The sequence below is a fragment of the Streptomyces sp. Q2 genome, from assembly GCF_056820935.1.
The window spans coordinates 295,522-309,508 of sequence record NZ_JBXEJE010000002.1 but is presented as its reverse complement, the minus strand read 5'-3'; the positions used below and the strand labels follow the sequence as shown (position 1 = coordinate 309,508).

Here is a 13,987-nt window from a genome sequence, read left to right as displayed (position 1 = left end):
GTTGTAGTACTTCTCTTGTAGTGGTCGCAAGGGAATTCAGCACACGAGATCAAGTGAGAGAGGGGATTCCGTATGGCCAGCAACCCGGAGCGCCGGGCCGCGCTCGTGGACGCGGGTGTCGAGGTGCTCGCACGCGAGGGGGCGCGCGGGCTGACGTTCCGCGCGGTGGACACCGAGGCCGCGGTGCCGGTGGGCACGGCCTCCAACTACTTCACCGGCCGCGACGACCTGTTGCGGCAGATCGACGTCCGGTTGCACGACCGGCTCGCACCCGACCCCGACAAACTCGCCGACCTGATGACGAGACCGAAGGACCGCCTGCTGGTCACCGCCTTCATGCACGACCTGATGAGCCGCGCGACCCGCGACCGCACCGGCTACCTCGCCCTGCTGGAGATGCGCCTCGAAGCCACCCGACGCCCCGAACTGCGCGCCTCCTACACCAAGTCGGTGCGCGGCGACCTGGAGTACGGCATGCGGTTCCACCGCGAGGCCGGGCTCCCCGGCGGCGACGAGACCGTCACCGTGCTCTACCTCGCGATGCTCGGACTGATCCTGGAGCACCTCACCCTGCCGGGCGTCCTGGACGGCGTACTGCCCGGGGTGAGCGTGCCGGAGGGGCTGGTGGAGCGGATCGTGGCGACGGTGGTGCCGGAGGGGTAGGTCGACGGACTGGGAGGGCGGGCCACGGATCGGAGGGGAGCGGGCCGGCAGCCCGGAGGGTGTCGGCCGGCGGACCGGCGGAGGCGGGTCGGCGACACCGGCGGAGGCGGGCCCGCGGACCGGAACGGCGTGGCAGCGGACCGGCGGACGGGCCGGCCGGAACCGTGCGTCGAGCGGCCGCGCTCAGGTGCGCGGCTCGCGCCACATCGGCCACATCTGTGGGCCTTCCGGCAGGTCGAGGGGGCGGTCGGTGAGTTCGAAGCCGAGGCGCTCGTACAGCTTGCGGCTGCGGGCGTTGCTCGCCTCCAGATAGGCAGGCACGCCCTCGTGGTCGCAGCGGTCGAGCACCGGGATGATCAGCGCGGTTCCGAGCCCCTCACCCTGGCGCTCGGGGGCCACGCCGATCATCCACAGGTAGGCGTGGGCACGGTCCGACGGGTGAATGTCGGCGGTGAGCCGGCCGATGAGTTCGACGCGCTCGTTCCCGGGGTCGACGGCGGCGCGCACTCGGGCGGGGCCATCGTCCTCGTCGGTGTCCTGACCGTGGCCGTCCGCCGCCGGCACGGACAGCCACAGCGCGCAGGCCGTGCCGTCCTCGGTGAGGTCGACGCGCCCCTCCCCGAGCACGATGTCGGTGAACGCGGCCATCAGCCTGTGGTGCGTCCTACGGCGGTACTCGTCCCCGGGGAACACCCAGCGGCTGACCGGATCGTCCTGGAAGGCCGCGTCCAGCAACCGGACGACCAGTCCACGGTCGCCTGCGCTCGCCGCCCGGATCGCCACGCCCATGTTCCCGCCCCTTCACGTCAACGGACCTTGATCGTACGGCCGTTGGGCGTGGGGTGGGAGTGAACGCGCCATCGGCACGAACGAATCGGCGAGGCCCGCACACCGTGGGGATGTGCGGGACCCGCCCGACCGGAGCCGCAGACCACCGCGCGGGGTCAGGACCGCGTGGCCCCGGCGGCTCCGGGGTCTTGGTGACGGGTTGCGACGGCGTTCGATGTCCGCTGTTCAGATGTCTACTGTTCAACGGGGTTGACGGGTGTGATGACGAGTCCCGGTGGCCTCAGTTGCTGCGCCGCGTCACGAACTCCGCCAGTGCCAGCAACCCGCCCGCCGCCTCCGGGTCGGACACCGCACGGGCCAGTTCCTGCATGGCGCGGGCCATCCGGTCGGCGGCCTGGACCTGCGCCCAGTCACGGCCGCCCGCCCGCTCCACGGCGAGAACCGTCCGCTCCAGGTCTCCTTCCTCGAACGGAACGCCGTACAGCTCGGCCAGTTCCGCGGCAGCCGGTGTGCCCGAGGTGAGCGCCGCGACCACCGGCAGGGACTTCTTGCGGGCGACGAGGTCCGCGCCGGCCGGCTTGCCGGTGCTGCGCGGGTCGCCCCATATGCCGATCACGTCGTCGATGAGCTGGAAGGCGAGCCCCGCCTCCCGGCCGAACGCGTCCAGCGCCTCGACGTCCTCCTCCGCCGCACCCGCGTACAGCGCCCCCAACGCGCAGGCGCACCCGAGCAGCGCGCCCGTCTTGGCCTCGGCCATGGCGAGCACCTCATCCAGGGTGACCTCGCCCGGCCCTCGCAGCTCCATGGCCGTGTCCGCGTGCTGGCCGGCGCACAGCTCGACGACGCAGTCCGCGAGCCGGGCGGCGGCCCGCGCGGACGCCGGATGCGGGTCCTCGGCGAGCAGCCGCAGGGCGAGTGCCTGGAGAGTGTCCCCGGCGAGGATCGCGTCGGCGTCGCCGAACACGGTCCACGCGGTGGGCCGGTGTCGCCGGGTGGCGTCCCGGTCCATCACGTCGTCGTGCAGCAGCGTGAAGTTGTGGACCAGTTCGACCGCCGCGGCCGCCCGCACGGCCGCCGCCCGCGCCCCCGGTCCACCGAGCGCGGCGGCGGCGGTGAGGACGAGCGCGGGACGTATCGCCTTGCCGGCGTTGCCCGCCGCCGGGGTGCCGTCCGCGTGCTCCCAGCCGAAGTGGTAGAGCGCGACCCGGCGCATGGAGCCGGGCAGCGACTCAAGGGCCGCGCGCAGCGCGGGGTCGACCGAGGTCCGGGCCCGCTCCAGGATCACCCCCGCCTCCTGCCCGTCGAGCGGACGGGTCCCGGTGGGGTGTGCGCCGGCGCTCTGCTTGGTGTCCGTCATGAACTCGGCCATGGGGTCCCCCTCGGAGAGCGGTGGCGCTTCCGTCGTGGCTGGGCGCATACGACCGGGATGTACCCGCCCCGAAGAGCGGGGACACGGCGTTCGGGTGCGCGGACGTCACCTCCAGCGGCCGATCTCGACGTTCTCCAGAACACCGAGCGCGTCCGGCACCAGGACCGCGGCCGAGTAGTAGGCCGTGACCAGGTACTTGATGATCGCCTGCTCATTGATGCCCATGAAGCGCACGGACAGGCTGGGCTCGATCTCGTCCGGGATGCCGGCCTGCTGGAGGCCGATGACGCCCTGTTCGGCCTCGCCGGTACGCATGGCGATGATCGAGGTAGTGCGGGCCTCGGTGACCGGGATCTTGTTGCACGGGTAGATCGGCACCCCGCGCCAGGTGGGAATCCGGTTGCCGGCCACCTCGATGGTCTCCGGGACCAGTCCGCGCTTGTTGAGTTCACGCCCGATCGCCGAGATCGCCCGCGGGTGGGCCAGCAGCAGCTTGGTACCGCGCCGCCTGCTGAGCAGTTCGTCCAGGTCGTCGGGGCTGGGCACGCCGTCGTGCGGCTGGAGGCGCTGGTCGTACTCGCAGTTGTGCAGCAGCCCGAACTGGCGGTTGTTGACGAGTTCGTGCTCCTGGCGTTCCTTCAACGCCTCGACGGTCAGCCGGATCTGCTGCTCGGTCTGATTCATGGGCTGGTTGTAGAGGTCGGCCACGCGCGAGTGGATGCGCAGTACGGTCTGGGCGATGCTCAGTTCGTACTCGCGGGGCCTGGCCTCGTAGTCGACGAAGGTGTGCGGGATGTCCGGCTCGCCGTCGTGACCCGCCGCGAGGTCGATCTCCTTCTCGCCGAACTTGTTGGTGCGCTGCGAGGGGATCGCGCGCTGCTGCTGGAGGTGTCCGCTCAGGGTCTCGGAGCGCTCCGAGACCTGCTCGACATGCTGGCGGGGCAGTACGAGCACCGTGCAGGCGGTGACCGCCCGGGCGGTGTACTCCCAGATGGAGTCGGGGTCGAGGAGTCCCTGATCGCCGAAGTAGGCGCCGTCGGCGAGGACTCCGAGGACCGCGTCGTCGCCGTACGGGCCGGTGCCGACCTTCTCCACCCTGCCGTGCGCCAGCAGGAAGACCTCGTCCGCCTGGCTTCCGAACTCGGCGATCACGTCGCCGGGGCTGAACTCGCGCTGCTCGCAGCGCCGGGCGAGCTCGGTGAGCACGTCCTCGTCCTCGTACGACCGCAGTGCGGGCAGTTCGCGCAGCTCGTCGGGGATCACCTCCACGCGGTCCCCGGTCTTCACGAAGGTGACCCGGCCGTCCCCCACGGCATAGCTCAGTCGCCGGTTCACCCGGTATGTGCCGCCCTGCACATTGACCCAGGGCAGCGTGCGCAGCAGCCAGCGGGAGCTGATCTCCTGCATCTGTGGTGCGGACTTGGTGGTGGTGGCCAGGTTCCGCGCGGCCGCTGTGCCGAGGCTCTGCTGCGGCCTGTCCTGCTCGGTGCGGACCTCTTCGCCTACCGACATAAGGAATTGCCCTCCCGGTTTGCGCGGCGCTGATCTGCGCCCCGCATCGATCTGCACACACAAGCCTTCCATCACGGACCGTGCCGGTGCTATTACACGAAAGAGCGGGAATGGATCACCGATCCACTGGGCACATGGGGGGATCCTGTCCAGTGCCTCGCTTCGACGGCCGTTTCAGGTCAGCGGAGGGAAGTTGTCCGGATCGGCTCGCACGCTGTGCGAGCGAGTAGTCCGGCCACTCCGCTTCCGGTACAAGCAAGCGGTACGAGTCGGCCGCGCACGGCGGCCGGCCGCAAGCGCGAAGGAGGCGGCCATGGCCTCACCCATGTCCGCGGGCGGATTTCTGGCCGGCCTGAGGGCGGAGGGCCTCACCGTCGTCGAGGTCGGCGACTGGGAGCACCACAATCGCAACCACAAGGGCCCCTGGGGCCCCGTCCACGGCGTGATGATCCACCACACCGTGACCAAAGGCAGCGAGCGGACAGTACGACTGTGCCGGGACGGCTACGAGGACCTCCCCGGCCCGCTGTGCCACGGCGTCATCACCAAGGACGGCACCGTCCACCTCGTCGGCTACGGCCGCGCCAACCACGCCGGTCTCGGCGACGACGACGTCCTGCGCGCGGTGATCGCCGAGAAGGCGCTCCCCCACGACAACGAGGCGAACACCGACGGCAACCGCCACTTCTACGGCTTCGAGTGCGAGAACCTCGGCGACGGCCTGGACCCGTGGCCCGAGGCCCAGCTCGACGCGATCGAGAGAGCGGCCGCCGCGATCTGCCGCCACCACGACTGGACGGAACGATCGGTCATCGGCCACCTGGAGTGGCAGCCGGGGAAGGTCGATCCGCGGGGCTTCACGATGGCGTCCATGCGGAAGCGGGTGCGGGACCGCCTGAAGTGACCCGACGTGCGGCGGGACCTCGCCGGATGGTGACAATGGTGCGGTGACCAGCCCGGACACCCCCGACCTCGCCGCCCTCCACCCCCGGCTCCCGTCGCCGTTGCAGGAGGTCACCGACGACCGCTTCACCCGCCACGGCGTCCGTCTGCTGCTCAAGCGCGACGACCTGATCCACCCGGAGCTCGTCGGCAACAAGTGGCGCAAGCTGGCCCCCAACCTCATCGCCGCGGCCGGCCGCACCGTCGTCACCTTCGGCGGCGCCTACTCCAACCACCTACGCGCCACGGCCGCCGCGGGCCGCCTCCTCGGCCTGCCCACGATCGGCATCGTGCGCGGCCAGGAACTGGCCGACCGCCCCCTCAACCCCTCCCTGGCCCGGTGCGCCACCGACGGCATGCGGCTGCACTTCGTCGACAGGGTGACGTACCGACGCAAGGGTGAGCCGGAACTCCTGGCCGAGCTGCTGCGGGGGGCCGGCGCCGAAAACGCGTACGTCGTCCCGGAGGGCGGCAGCAACGCGCTCGCCGTGCGCGGGTGTCGGGCGCTCGGCGAGGAGTTGCGGGGGCAGGCCGACGTCGTCGCGCTCGCCTGCGGCACGGGCGGCACGCTGGCGGGTCTCGCCGCGGGACTGGGGCCCGGGCAGCGGGCGCTGGGCATACCCGTCCTGAAGGGCGACTTCCTGACGGCAGACACAAAGGATCTACAGAAGCAGGCCTTCGGCGGGCGGCGCGGCAACTGGACCCTCGACGACCGCTTCCATTTCGGGGGTTACGGCCGGACGACCTCCGCGCTCGATGCTTTCGCCGAGGACTTCGAGGAGCGGCACGCAGTGGCGGTCGAGCGTCTCTATGTCGCCAAGTTGCTGTATGGGCTTGTCGTGTTGGTGGAGGAGGGAGCGTTCGAGGAGGGCTCCGCGGTGGCCGCGGTGGTGACCGGGGCCCCGCCTGTCAGGTGACCGGCGGGATTCCGGCACGGTACGGACATCCTCACGCCGCCTCGCGAAAGGCGGCGGCCTCCTCCAGGTCCAGTCTGCGCAGCAGCGTCCGCAGCATCTCGTCGTCGATGTGGCGGCCGTCGCGCAGCCTGACGAATATCGCGCGCTCGGCGCTGATCATCTCCCGGGACAGGCGGCGGTAGGTGTCGTCGACCGTCTCGCCGGTGAGGGGGTTGACCTGGCCGAGGCGTTCCCAGACGGCGTTGCGGCGGCGCTCCAGAACGCTGCGGAGGCGGTCTGCGAGGGGCGGTGGGAGCGCGTTGCGCTCGTCGGAGAGGAGTTCTTCCAGGCGGCGCTCGGCGGCCCGGGATGCCTGCGCCTGGGCGTTCGCCTCCGCGAGCGTCTCGGCCTGGCTGTCCCGGCCGGGCAGTTTCAGGAGACGGACCAGCGTGGGCAGGGTGAGGCCCTGGAGGACCAGCGTGCCGATGACCGTGGTGAACGTGAGGAACAGGATGAGGTTGCGTTCGGGGAAGGGTTCGCCGCCGTGCATGGTCATCGGGATGGAGAAGGCGATGGCCAGGGAGACCACGCCTCGCATGCCGGCCCAGGCGATGACGAAGGACCCCTTCCAGGTGGGATTCGGCTCGCGTTCCCTGATGCGGGCCGACAGCCGGCGGGGCAGGAAGGTCGCCGGGTACACCCACACGAACCGGGAGACGACGACCACGAGGAAGAGGAGGACCGCGTACCAGGCGGCGCGGCCGCCCTCGTACTCGCCGAGCCCCTTGAGGATCACGGGCAATTGCAGGCCGATCAGGGCGAACACGGCCGACTCCAGGACGAACGCGACCATTTTCCAGACGGCCTCCTCCTGCAGACGGGTCGCGAAGTCGACCTCCCACGCGCGGTGTCCGAGGTACAGCGCGACGGTCACGACCGCGAGGACACCGGAGGCGTGCACCTGCTCGGCGGCCGCGTACGCGACGAACGGGATCAGCAGGGAGAGCGTGTTCTGCAGCAGCGCCTCCTTGAGGTGGGTGCGCAGCCAGTGGAGCGGCACCATGAGCACGAGGCCGAAGCCGACGCCGCCGACCGCGGCGAGCAGGAACTCGCCGATTCCCCCGGCCCAGGTGGCGCCCTCGCCGACCGCCGCCGCGAGGGCCACCCGGTAGGCGGTGATCGCGGTGGCGTCGTTCACCAGGGACTCACCCTGGAGGATCGTGGTGATCCGGGAGGGCAGCCCGACCCGGCGTGCGACCGCCGTGGCCGCGACCGCGTCCGGCGGCGCCACCACCGCGCCCAGCACCAGCGCGGCGGTCAGCGGCAGGTCCGGCACGATCAGATAGGCGGCCCAGCCCACGGCGAAGGTCGCGAAGAGGACGTAACCGACCGACAGCAACGCCACCGGCCTCAGTTGTGCGCGCAGATCGAGGTACGAGCTGTCGGAGGCCGCCGTGTACAGCAGCGGGGGCAGGACGAGCGGCAGGACGATATGCGGGTCGAGGGTGTACTCCGGTACCCCTGGGACGTACGAGATCACGAGCCCGGCGGCGACCAGCAGCAGCGGTGCCGGCACGGGGGTCCGCCGGGCGGCCGCCGCGATCATGGCGCTGCCCGCCACCAGCAACAGCAGGGGCATCACGTCCATGGTCCTCGCCCACCCTTGTTCATCGTCGTTCGCCCACCCTCGGTTTTCGGCGCGGTCATCCGCGCGCCCGTCGTAACCTGGCAATCATGAAACAGTGCACGCATGCCGACGCGCTGCCGCTCCCGGAACCCGGGCCGCTGAGCGACACCTGCCTGGAGTGTCTGGCGACCGGCACCCATCCGGTACAGCTTCGGCTGTGCCTGACCTGCGGCCACGTCGGCTGCTGCGACTCCTCGCCGAATCGGCATGCGACGGAGCATTACAAGGACTCAGGACACCCCATCATGCGGACCTTCGAACCCGGTGAGGCGTGGCGTTGGTGCTTCGTCGACCACGTGCTCGTATGACCCCCGATCCGGACGGTTCGACCGTCTGACGTCTGGGTACGTCAACCCGGCGCGCGCTCTTCCCAATTGGGTCCGCGAACCCCCTAGCCACGGAGCGTGTTCGCATGTTTACTATGAGTGACAGCACGGGGTTGGGGTCCCGGGGACAGGAATGCTGAGAGCGCGGTAGCGTCACCGCTGAACCACGTATCGCGTTACCCCGGGGGGCGACCCTCGGCCCCGAAATGCTTGTACCACCTTGGAGGTGAGGGTGTCCCAGATCGCAGGCGAGCCCGCGACCCAGGACTTCGTGGAAGTCCGGCTGCCGGCTGCGGGTGCCTACCTGTCGGTGCTGCGTACGGCCACGGCCGGCCTCGCGGCCCGTTTGGACTTCACCCTCGACGAGATCGAGGATCTGCGCATCGCGGTGGACGAGGCCTGCGCGATCCTGCTGCAGCAGGCCGTGCCCGGCTCCGTACTCAGTTGCGTCTTCCGACTCGTCGACGACTCGCTGGAGGTCACCGTCTCGGCGCCGACCACGGACGGTCACGCCCCGGCACGGGACACCTTCGCGTGGACCGTGCTGTCGGCCCTGGCGGGCAAGGTCTCGTCGGCCGTCGACGAGGACAAGACCGTTTCGATCAGCCTCTACAAACAGCGCGGCGCGGGACCCGGGCCGGCGTGAGGGACGGGGACGGGCCGGTGCGGGACGAAGAGCGCGGCACACGGGAGCTGCCGACCGCCGAAGGCACGGGCGGCCCGAGCACATCCCGACGCATGGCGGACGGCATCGACGGCATCCCCGAGCAGGCCCGGCCGCACCCGGAGGACGACTCCTCGGAGACCGGCTTCCTGGACGACGGGCAGCGTGATCGGGAAGGTGCCGTACAGAGCACGCCTCTGGACGGACGGATCGGGGTGTCCCCTGTCCGAGCGCAGGCGAGGGCTCGGGGAAGGGCTACGGGCGGGACGATGAGCGAGCACGAGCGAGACGACGAAAAGGCCCCGCAGCGCGTGCAGGCCACACGGCACGACCCTCAGGACCGCAGCGGGGCGCGCGCCCTGTTCGTGGAGCTGCGCACCCTGAATGACGGCAGCCCGGAGTACGCGGAGCTGCGCAACCGGCTGGTCCGTATGCACCTGCCGCTCGTCGAGCACCTCGCGCGCCGCTTCCGCAACCGCGGCGAGCCGCTGGACGACCTCACCCAGGTCGCCACCATCGGCCTGATCAAGTCGGTCGACCGTTTCGACCCGGAACGCGGCGTGGAGTTCTCGACGTACGCGACTCCGACGGTCGTCGGCGAGATCAAGCGGCACTTCCGCGACAAGGGCTGGGCGGTGCGGGTCCCGCGCAGGCTCCAGGAGCTGCGGCTGGCGCTGACCACGGCCACGGCCGAGCTCTCCCAGCAGCACGGCCGCTCCCCGACGGTGCACGAGCTGGCCGAGAAGCTGGCCATCTCGGAGGAGGAGGTCCTGGAGGGCCTGGAGTCCGCCAACGCGTACTCCACGCTGTCCCTGGACGTCCCCGACACCGACGACGAGTCCCCCGCGGTCGCGGACACGCTGGGCGCGGAGGACGAGGCGCTGGAGGGCGTCGAGTACCGGGAGTCGCTCAAGCCGCTCCTCGAGGACCTGCCCCCGCGCGAGAAGCGGATCCTGTTGCTGCGGTTCTTCGGCAACATGACCCAGTCGCAGATCGCGCAGGAGGTCGGCATCTCGCAGATGCACGTCTCCCGGCTGCTGGCCCGGACCCTGGCACAGCTGCGGGAGAAATTGCTGGTGGAGGAGTAGCGCCTCAGGCGTGGCGCGTCAGAGGTCGTCAGAGGTAACGCCTGTGGCGGTTACTTCTGAGCGTTGCCGGGCCCCCGGATCCCGAGGGCCCGGGTCGTCTCCGCGTTGATGAGCAGGACCAGCGCGGTCACGGCCACGACCGCGAGGGCGATCCCCGCCCAGATGGCCACGCTGTCGGCCTGCAGCAGGTTGTAGGCCACCGGCAGCGCCATGATCTGCGTGATGACGGCCGGCCCCCGGCTCCAGCTGCGCCGGGCGAGCAGCCCGCGCGCGGCGAGCAGCGGCAGCAGCGCGAGCACGATCAGCGTGATCCCCCCGGTGACGGCCGACTGCCGGTCGTCCGGGTCCCCCGCGAAGCCCTCCACCAACATCCAGAAGCCGCCGACGGCCAGGGCGAGTCCCTCCAGTGCGGCCAGCGCCGCCGCGGCGGTCAGCCGGCCCGGACGGGGCTCCGTATTTCGGGCGGCTTCCGCGGCTTCGGGTGCGGGGTTCTGCTCAGCGCTCACTCCAGAAGGGTAGCCCTCGGCTCGTACGCCCCCGTGTCGAGGTTCACGCCCGGAAGTCTTACTTGATCACTACCTCGCCCTGTGCCCGGTACCACCCAGTAGGTACGCTGCAACTCATGCGTGCACTTCTCGTGGTCAATCCGGCGGCAACCACCACAAGCGCACGTACGCGCGATGTCCTGATCCATGCGCTGGCGAGCGAGATGAAGCTCGAGGTGGTCACCACCGAGTACCGCGGCCATGCGCGCGACCTGGGCCGGCAGGCGGCGGAGAGCTCGGACGTCGACCTGGTCGTGGCCCTCGGCGGCGACGGCACGGTCAACGAGGTGGTCAACGGCCTCCTGCACGCCGGCCCCGATCCGGAGCGCCTGCCCGGCCTCGCGGTGGTCCCCGGCGGCTCGACGAACGTCTTCGCCCGTGCCCTGGGGCTGCCCAACGACGCCGTGGAGGCCACCGGCGCCCTGCTGGACGCCCTGCGCGAGGGCAGCGAACGCATGGTCGGCCTGGGTCTGACCTCCGGCACACCCGGCTCGGACGACGAGGCCGTGCCGTCCCGGTGGTTCACCTTCAACGCGGGTCTCGGCTTCGACGCCGGCGTGGTCGGGCGGGTCGAGCAGCAGCGAGAGCGCGGCAGGAGGTCCACCCACGCGCTCTACGTACGCCAGGCACTGCGCCAGTTCTTCGGTGAGGCGCACCGCCGGCACGGGACGATCACTCTGGAGCGGCCGGACGCGGAGCCGGTGACCGATCTGGTCCTGTCCATAGTCTCGAACACCTCTCCGTGGACCTTCCTGGGCAATCACCCGATGTACGCGTCACCTAAGGCCTCGTTCGATAAAGGCCTCGACGTACTCGGTCTCAGCCGCATGACGACGACCGCTGTGGCCCGGTATGGCACCCAGTTGCTCACTTCGTCCCCCGAGCGGGGACCGCACGGCAAGCACGCCTTCTCCCTGCACGACGCGGACCAGTTCACCTTGCATTCGAAGGTGCCGCTACCCCTCCAGATGGACGGCGACCACCTCGGACTGCGAACGAGCGTGACGTTCACAGGCGTACGCCGTGCACTGCGTGTGATTGTGTGAGCAGAAGGGGCCAAAGTCCTTTCACTCGAACGTTTAGACCAGGGTCCACCCCATGGAAGTACGGCTGTGACCTAGTCGACACCGAGGAATCAAAAAAAACTTTCCAGAAGGGGTTGTATCCGCCGCTGAGGTTTGCGAGTCTCTACGTGGCGATCGAGACGGCCCGCAACACCGGCCTCCACTGATCACCAGAACCCCTCAACACACACAGGACCACACCAGGGAACCTGGCAGTCGGCCCTTCACTTGTTGAGGGATTCGTGAAAGCGTTCACATTCACAAGCAACGTGCATGTAATACCAAGGAGAGGTAGCAGCCATGGACTGGCGTCACAACGCCGTTTGCCGCGAGGAAGACCCCGAGCTCTTCTTCCCCATCGGCAACACCGGTCCTGCGCTGCTGCAGATCGAGGAAGCCAAGGCCGTCTGCCGTCGCTGCCCCGTCATGGAGCAGTGCCTGCAGTGGGCGCTCGAGTCCGGCCAGGACTCCGGCGTCTGGGGTGGTCTCAGCGAGGACGAGCGCCGCGCCATGAAGCGCCGCGCCGCCCGCAACCGGGCCCGTCAGGCTTCCGCCTGACATCCCGCCCCGCAACAGCCTGAGCTTGGCGGCGCGTACAGCGCGTACGCATCTCCCGCCCCCGAGCCGCAGCGCGCAGTACCCCCGATGCGCAGCAAAAGCTGGCAACGAGCATGTTGAGCCCCGGACCCTGAACGGTCCGGGGCTCTTTGCTGTGCGCTGCTCGTTCCGCGCTACTTGTTCGGCCGCACCGGGATGTCCAGGATCACCTGGGTCCCCCGCTCCGGCGCCGGAACCATGTCGAACGTGCCCCCCAACTCGCCCTCGACCAGGGTTCGTACGATCTGCAGGCCCAGGTTGCCGGAGGTGCGCGGGTCGAAGTCCTCGGGGAGGCCGACGCCGTCGTCCTGGACGGTGACGAGGAGGCGGGCCTCCTTGGTGGTGCCGCCGCGCACCGCGGAGACCTCGACGGTGCCGGTGTCTCCCTCGCGGAACCCGTGTTCCAGGGCGTTCTGGAGGATCTCGGTCAGGACCATGGACAGGGGCGTGGCGACCTCCGCGTCCAGGATGCCGAAGCGGCCGCTGCGCCGGCCGGTGACCTTGCCCGGCGAGATCTCGGCGACCATCGCGAGGACGCGGTCGGCGATCTCGTCGAACTCCACGCGCTCGTCCAGGTTCTGGGACAGCGTCTCGTGCACGATCGCGATCGACCCGACCCGCCGTACCGCCTCTTCGAGCGCTTCCCGGCCGCGGTCGGACTCGATGCGCCGGGCCTGGAGCCTCAGCAGGGCCGCCACGGTCTGGAGGTTGTTCTTGACGCGGTGGTGGATCTCCCGGATGGTGGCGTCCTTGGTGATCAACTCGCGCTCACGTCGCCGTAGTTCGGTGACGTCGCGGAGCAGCACCAGCGAACCGATGCGCGTGCCCTTGGGCTTGAGCGGGATCGCCCGGAACTGGATCACCCCGTCACGGGACTCGATCTCGAACTCACGCGGTGCCCAGCCGCTGGCGACCTTGGCGAGCGCCTCGTCCACCGGTCCGTGGCTCGGGGCGAGTTCCGCGGTGGTCTCGCCCAGGTGGTGTCCGACGAGGTCGGCGGCCAGGCCCATGCGGTGGTAGGCGGACAGCGCGTTCGGCGAGGCGTACTGCACGATGCCGTCCGCGTCGAGGCGGATCAGGCCGTCGCCGACGCGGGGTGAGGCGTCCATGTCGACCTGCTGGTTCGCGAACGGGAAGGAACCGGCCGCGATCATCTGCGCGAGGTCCGAGGCGCTCTGGAGGTACGTCAGCTCCAGGCGGCTCGGGGTGCGCACGGTCAGGAGGTTGGTGTTGCGCGCGATGACACCGAGGACGCGCCCCTCCCGTCGTACGGGAATCGACTCGACGCGGACCGGGACCTCCTCGCGCCACTCGGGGTCACCCTCGCGCACGATCCGGCCCTCGTCGTGGGCGGCGTCCAGCAGGGGGCGGCGGCCGCGCGGGACGAGGTGGCCGACCATGTCGTCCTGGTACGAGGTGGGGCCGGTGTTGGGCCGCATCTGGGCGACGGAGACATAGCGGGTGCCGTCGCGGGTGGGGACCCACAGCACGAGATCGGCGAAGGAGAGGTCGGAGAGCAACTGCCACTCCGAGACCAGCAGGTGGAGCCACTCGAGGTCGGAGTCGTCGAGAGCCGTGTGCTGGTGTACGAGTTCGTTCATGGAGGGCACGTGTGCGAGCGTACCCGGGCATTTGGGCGGGCCCGAAAAACACCCGCGGGCCGCGGCGCCTGAGAGGGACCCTCAACCCTCTCGGCACCGCAGCCCGGAGCAATATCGGCCGTGGGGTGTGCGGTCCCGGTCGGCCGAAGGATGAGGACCCGGGGCAGTCAGGGCAGAGAGCTCCGGTTCCTCGGTCCGCCTTCCTGTGCGGGGAAGGCGGAAGTGTGCTCGTATTCTCTTGTCC

At 70.2% G+C, this 13,987-nt stretch carries 14 protein-coding genes; 8 read left to right on the top strand and 6 right to left on the bottom strand.

The window, feature by feature from the left end; all coding sequences use genetic code 11:
* The first annotated feature begins 72 nt into the window (after positions 1-72).
* On the top strand, positions 73-663 hold the full coding sequence (locus tag ACWBNA_RS03575; protein ID WP_482702172.1) for a TetR/AcrR family transcriptional regulator: 591 nt from the start codon (positions 73-75) through the stop codon (positions 661-663).
* A gap of 183 nt (positions 664-846) precedes the next feature.
* Here ACWBNA_RS03575 and ACWBNA_RS03570 read toward each other — a convergent pair whose 3' ends face one another.
* The 3 genes from ACWBNA_RS03570 to ACWBNA_RS03560 all read right to left on the bottom strand — a co-directional run bounded on the left by ACWBNA_RS03570 (position 847) and on the right by ACWBNA_RS03560 (position 4,333).
* A complete protein-coding gene (locus ACWBNA_RS03570; protein ID WP_482702170.1) occupies positions 847-1,452 on the bottom strand; it encodes a GNAT family N-acetyltransferase in 606 nt (201 codons plus the stop codon).
* Positions 1,453-1,732: 280 nt separating this feature from the next.
* Complete coding sequence (locus ACWBNA_RS03565) at positions 1,733-2,809, bottom strand: family 2 encapsulin nanocompartment cargo protein polyprenyl transferase (RefSeq protein ID WP_482702440.1); 1,077 nt, start codon at positions 2,807-2,809, stop codon at positions 1,733-1,735.
* Positions 2,810-2,926: 117 nt separating this feature from the next.
* Positions 2,927-4,333 carry a family 2B encapsulin nanocompartment shell protein gene (locus tag ACWBNA_RS03560; protein ID WP_482702168.1) on the bottom strand — a complete coding sequence of 469 codons (1,407 nt, stop codon included), beginning with the start codon at positions 4,331-4,333 and terminating at the stop codon, positions 2,927-2,929.
* Between the two features lie 313 nt (positions 4,334-4,646).
* Here ACWBNA_RS03560 and ACWBNA_RS03555 point away from each other — a divergent pair, with 313 nt between their 5' ends.
* On the top strand, positions 4,647-5,237 hold the full coding sequence (locus ACWBNA_RS03555) for an N-acetylmuramoyl-L-alanine amidase (RefSeq protein ID WP_482702166.1): 591 nt from the start codon (positions 4,647-4,649) through the stop codon (positions 5,235-5,237).
* Positions 5,238-5,280: 43 nt separating this feature from the next.
* On the top strand, positions 5,281-6,192 hold the full coding sequence (locus tag ACWBNA_RS03550; protein ID WP_482702164.1) for a 1-aminocyclopropane-1-carboxylate deaminase/D-cysteine desulfhydrase: 912 nt from the start codon (positions 5,281-5,283) through the stop codon (positions 6,190-6,192).
* A 31-nt stretch (positions 6,193-6,223) separates the two neighbouring features.
* Here the strand turns inward: ACWBNA_RS03550 and ACWBNA_RS03545 are convergent, their stop codons facing one another.
* Complete coding sequence (locus tag ACWBNA_RS03545; RefSeq protein ID WP_482702162.1) at positions 6,224-7,819, bottom strand: Na+/H+ antiporter; 1,596 nt, start codon at positions 7,817-7,819, stop codon at positions 6,224-6,226.
* Positions 7,820-7,905: 86 nt separating this feature from the next.
* Here ACWBNA_RS03545 and ACWBNA_RS03540 point away from each other — a divergent pair, with 86 nt between their 5' ends.
* From ACWBNA_RS03540 to ACWBNA_RS03530, 3 genes are all read left to right on the top strand, one after another.
* Positions 7,906-8,166 (top strand): UBP-type zinc finger domain-containing protein, encoded by a 261-nt coding sequence (locus tag ACWBNA_RS03540; protein ID WP_482702160.1) that lies wholly within the window; start codon positions 7,906-7,908, stop codon positions 8,164-8,166.
* 250 nt (positions 8,167-8,416) lie between these two features.
* Positions 8,417-8,830, top strand: a complete 414-nt coding sequence (locus tag ACWBNA_RS03535; protein WP_019058277.1) for an ATP-binding protein — start codon at positions 8,417-8,419, stop codon at positions 8,828-8,830.
* On the top strand, positions 8,827-9,936 hold the full coding sequence (locus ACWBNA_RS03530; protein ID WP_482702158.1) for an RNA polymerase sigma factor SigF: 1,110 nt from the start codon (positions 8,827-8,829) through the stop codon (positions 9,934-9,936). The genes ACWBNA_RS03535 and ACWBNA_RS03530 overlap by 4 nt, the downstream gene beginning before the upstream one ends.
* 50 nt (positions 9,937-9,986) lie before the next feature.
* On the opposite strand, the gene ACWBNA_RS03525 is transcribed toward ACWBNA_RS03530, so the two are convergent.
* Positions 9,987-10,442: a hypothetical protein gene (locus ACWBNA_RS03525; protein ID WP_482702156.1), complete on the bottom strand. Its 456-nt coding sequence runs from the start codon at positions 10,440-10,442 to the stop codon at positions 9,987-9,989.
* A 116-nt stretch (positions 10,443-10,558) separates the two neighbouring features.
* Between ACWBNA_RS03525 and ACWBNA_RS03520 the strand changes: the two genes are divergently transcribed.
* Together ACWBNA_RS03520 and ACWBNA_RS03515 are read left to right on the top strand one after the other, a co-directional pair.
* Positions 10,559-11,527 carry a diacylglycerol/lipid kinase family protein gene (locus tag ACWBNA_RS03520; protein WP_383872357.1) on the top strand — a complete coding sequence of 323 codons (969 nt, stop codon included), beginning with the start codon at positions 10,559-10,561 and terminating at the stop codon, positions 11,525-11,527.
* Between the two features lie 318 nt (positions 11,528-11,845).
* Positions 11,846-12,103: a WhiB family transcriptional regulator gene (locus ACWBNA_RS03515; protein WP_016639615.1), complete on the top strand. Its 258-nt coding sequence runs from the start codon at positions 11,846-11,848 to the stop codon at positions 12,101-12,103.
* A gap of 173 nt (positions 12,104-12,276) precedes the next feature.
* On the opposite strand, the gene ACWBNA_RS03510 is transcribed toward ACWBNA_RS03515, so the two are convergent.
* A complete protein-coding gene (locus ACWBNA_RS03510) occupies positions 12,277-13,743 on the bottom strand; it encodes a sensor histidine kinase (RefSeq protein ID WP_482702438.1) in 1,467 nt (488 codons plus the stop codon).
* Positions 13,744-13,987 lie beyond the last annotated feature (244 nt).

Excerpts from the sequence above, each read along its gene's own strand:
- ACWBNA_RS03575 (WP_482702172.1), top strand. The coding sequence starts at position 73 with ATGGCCAGCAACCCGGAGCGCCGGGCCGCGCTCGTGGACGCGGGTGTC.
- ACWBNA_RS03570 (WP_482702170.1), bottom strand. The coding sequence starts at position 1,452 with ATGGGCGTGGCGATCCGGGCGGCGAGCGCAGGCGACCGTGGACTGGTC.
- ACWBNA_RS03565 (WP_482702440.1), bottom strand. The coding sequence starts at position 2,809 with ATGACGGACACCAAGCAGAGCGCCGGCGCACACCCCACCGGGACCCGT.
- ACWBNA_RS03560 (WP_482702168.1), bottom strand. The coding sequence starts at position 4,333 with ATGTCGGTAGGCGAAGAGGTCCGCACCGAGCAGGACAGGCCGCAGCAG.
- ACWBNA_RS03555 (WP_482702166.1), top strand. The coding sequence starts at position 4,647 with ATGGCCTCACCCATGTCCGCGGGCGGATTTCTGGCCGGCCTGAGGGCG.
- ACWBNA_RS03545 (WP_482702162.1), bottom strand. The coding sequence starts at position 7,819 with ATGGACGTGATGCCCCTGCTGTTGCTGGTGGCGGGCAGCGCCATGATC.
- ACWBNA_RS03540 (WP_482702160.1), top strand. The coding sequence starts at position 7,906 with ATGAAACAGTGCACGCATGCCGACGCGCTGCCGCTCCCGGAACCCGGG.
- ACWBNA_RS03520 (WP_383872357.1), top strand. The coding sequence starts at position 10,559 with ATGCGTGCACTTCTCGTGGTCAATCCGGCGGCAACCACCACAAGCGCA.
- ACWBNA_RS03515 (WP_016639615.1), top strand. The coding sequence starts at position 11,846 with ATGGACTGGCGTCACAACGCCGTTTGCCGCGAGGAAGACCCCGAGCTC.
- ACWBNA_RS03510 (WP_482702438.1), bottom strand. The coding sequence starts at position 13,743 with ATGAACGAACTCGTACACCAGCACACGGCTCTCGACGACTCCGACCTC.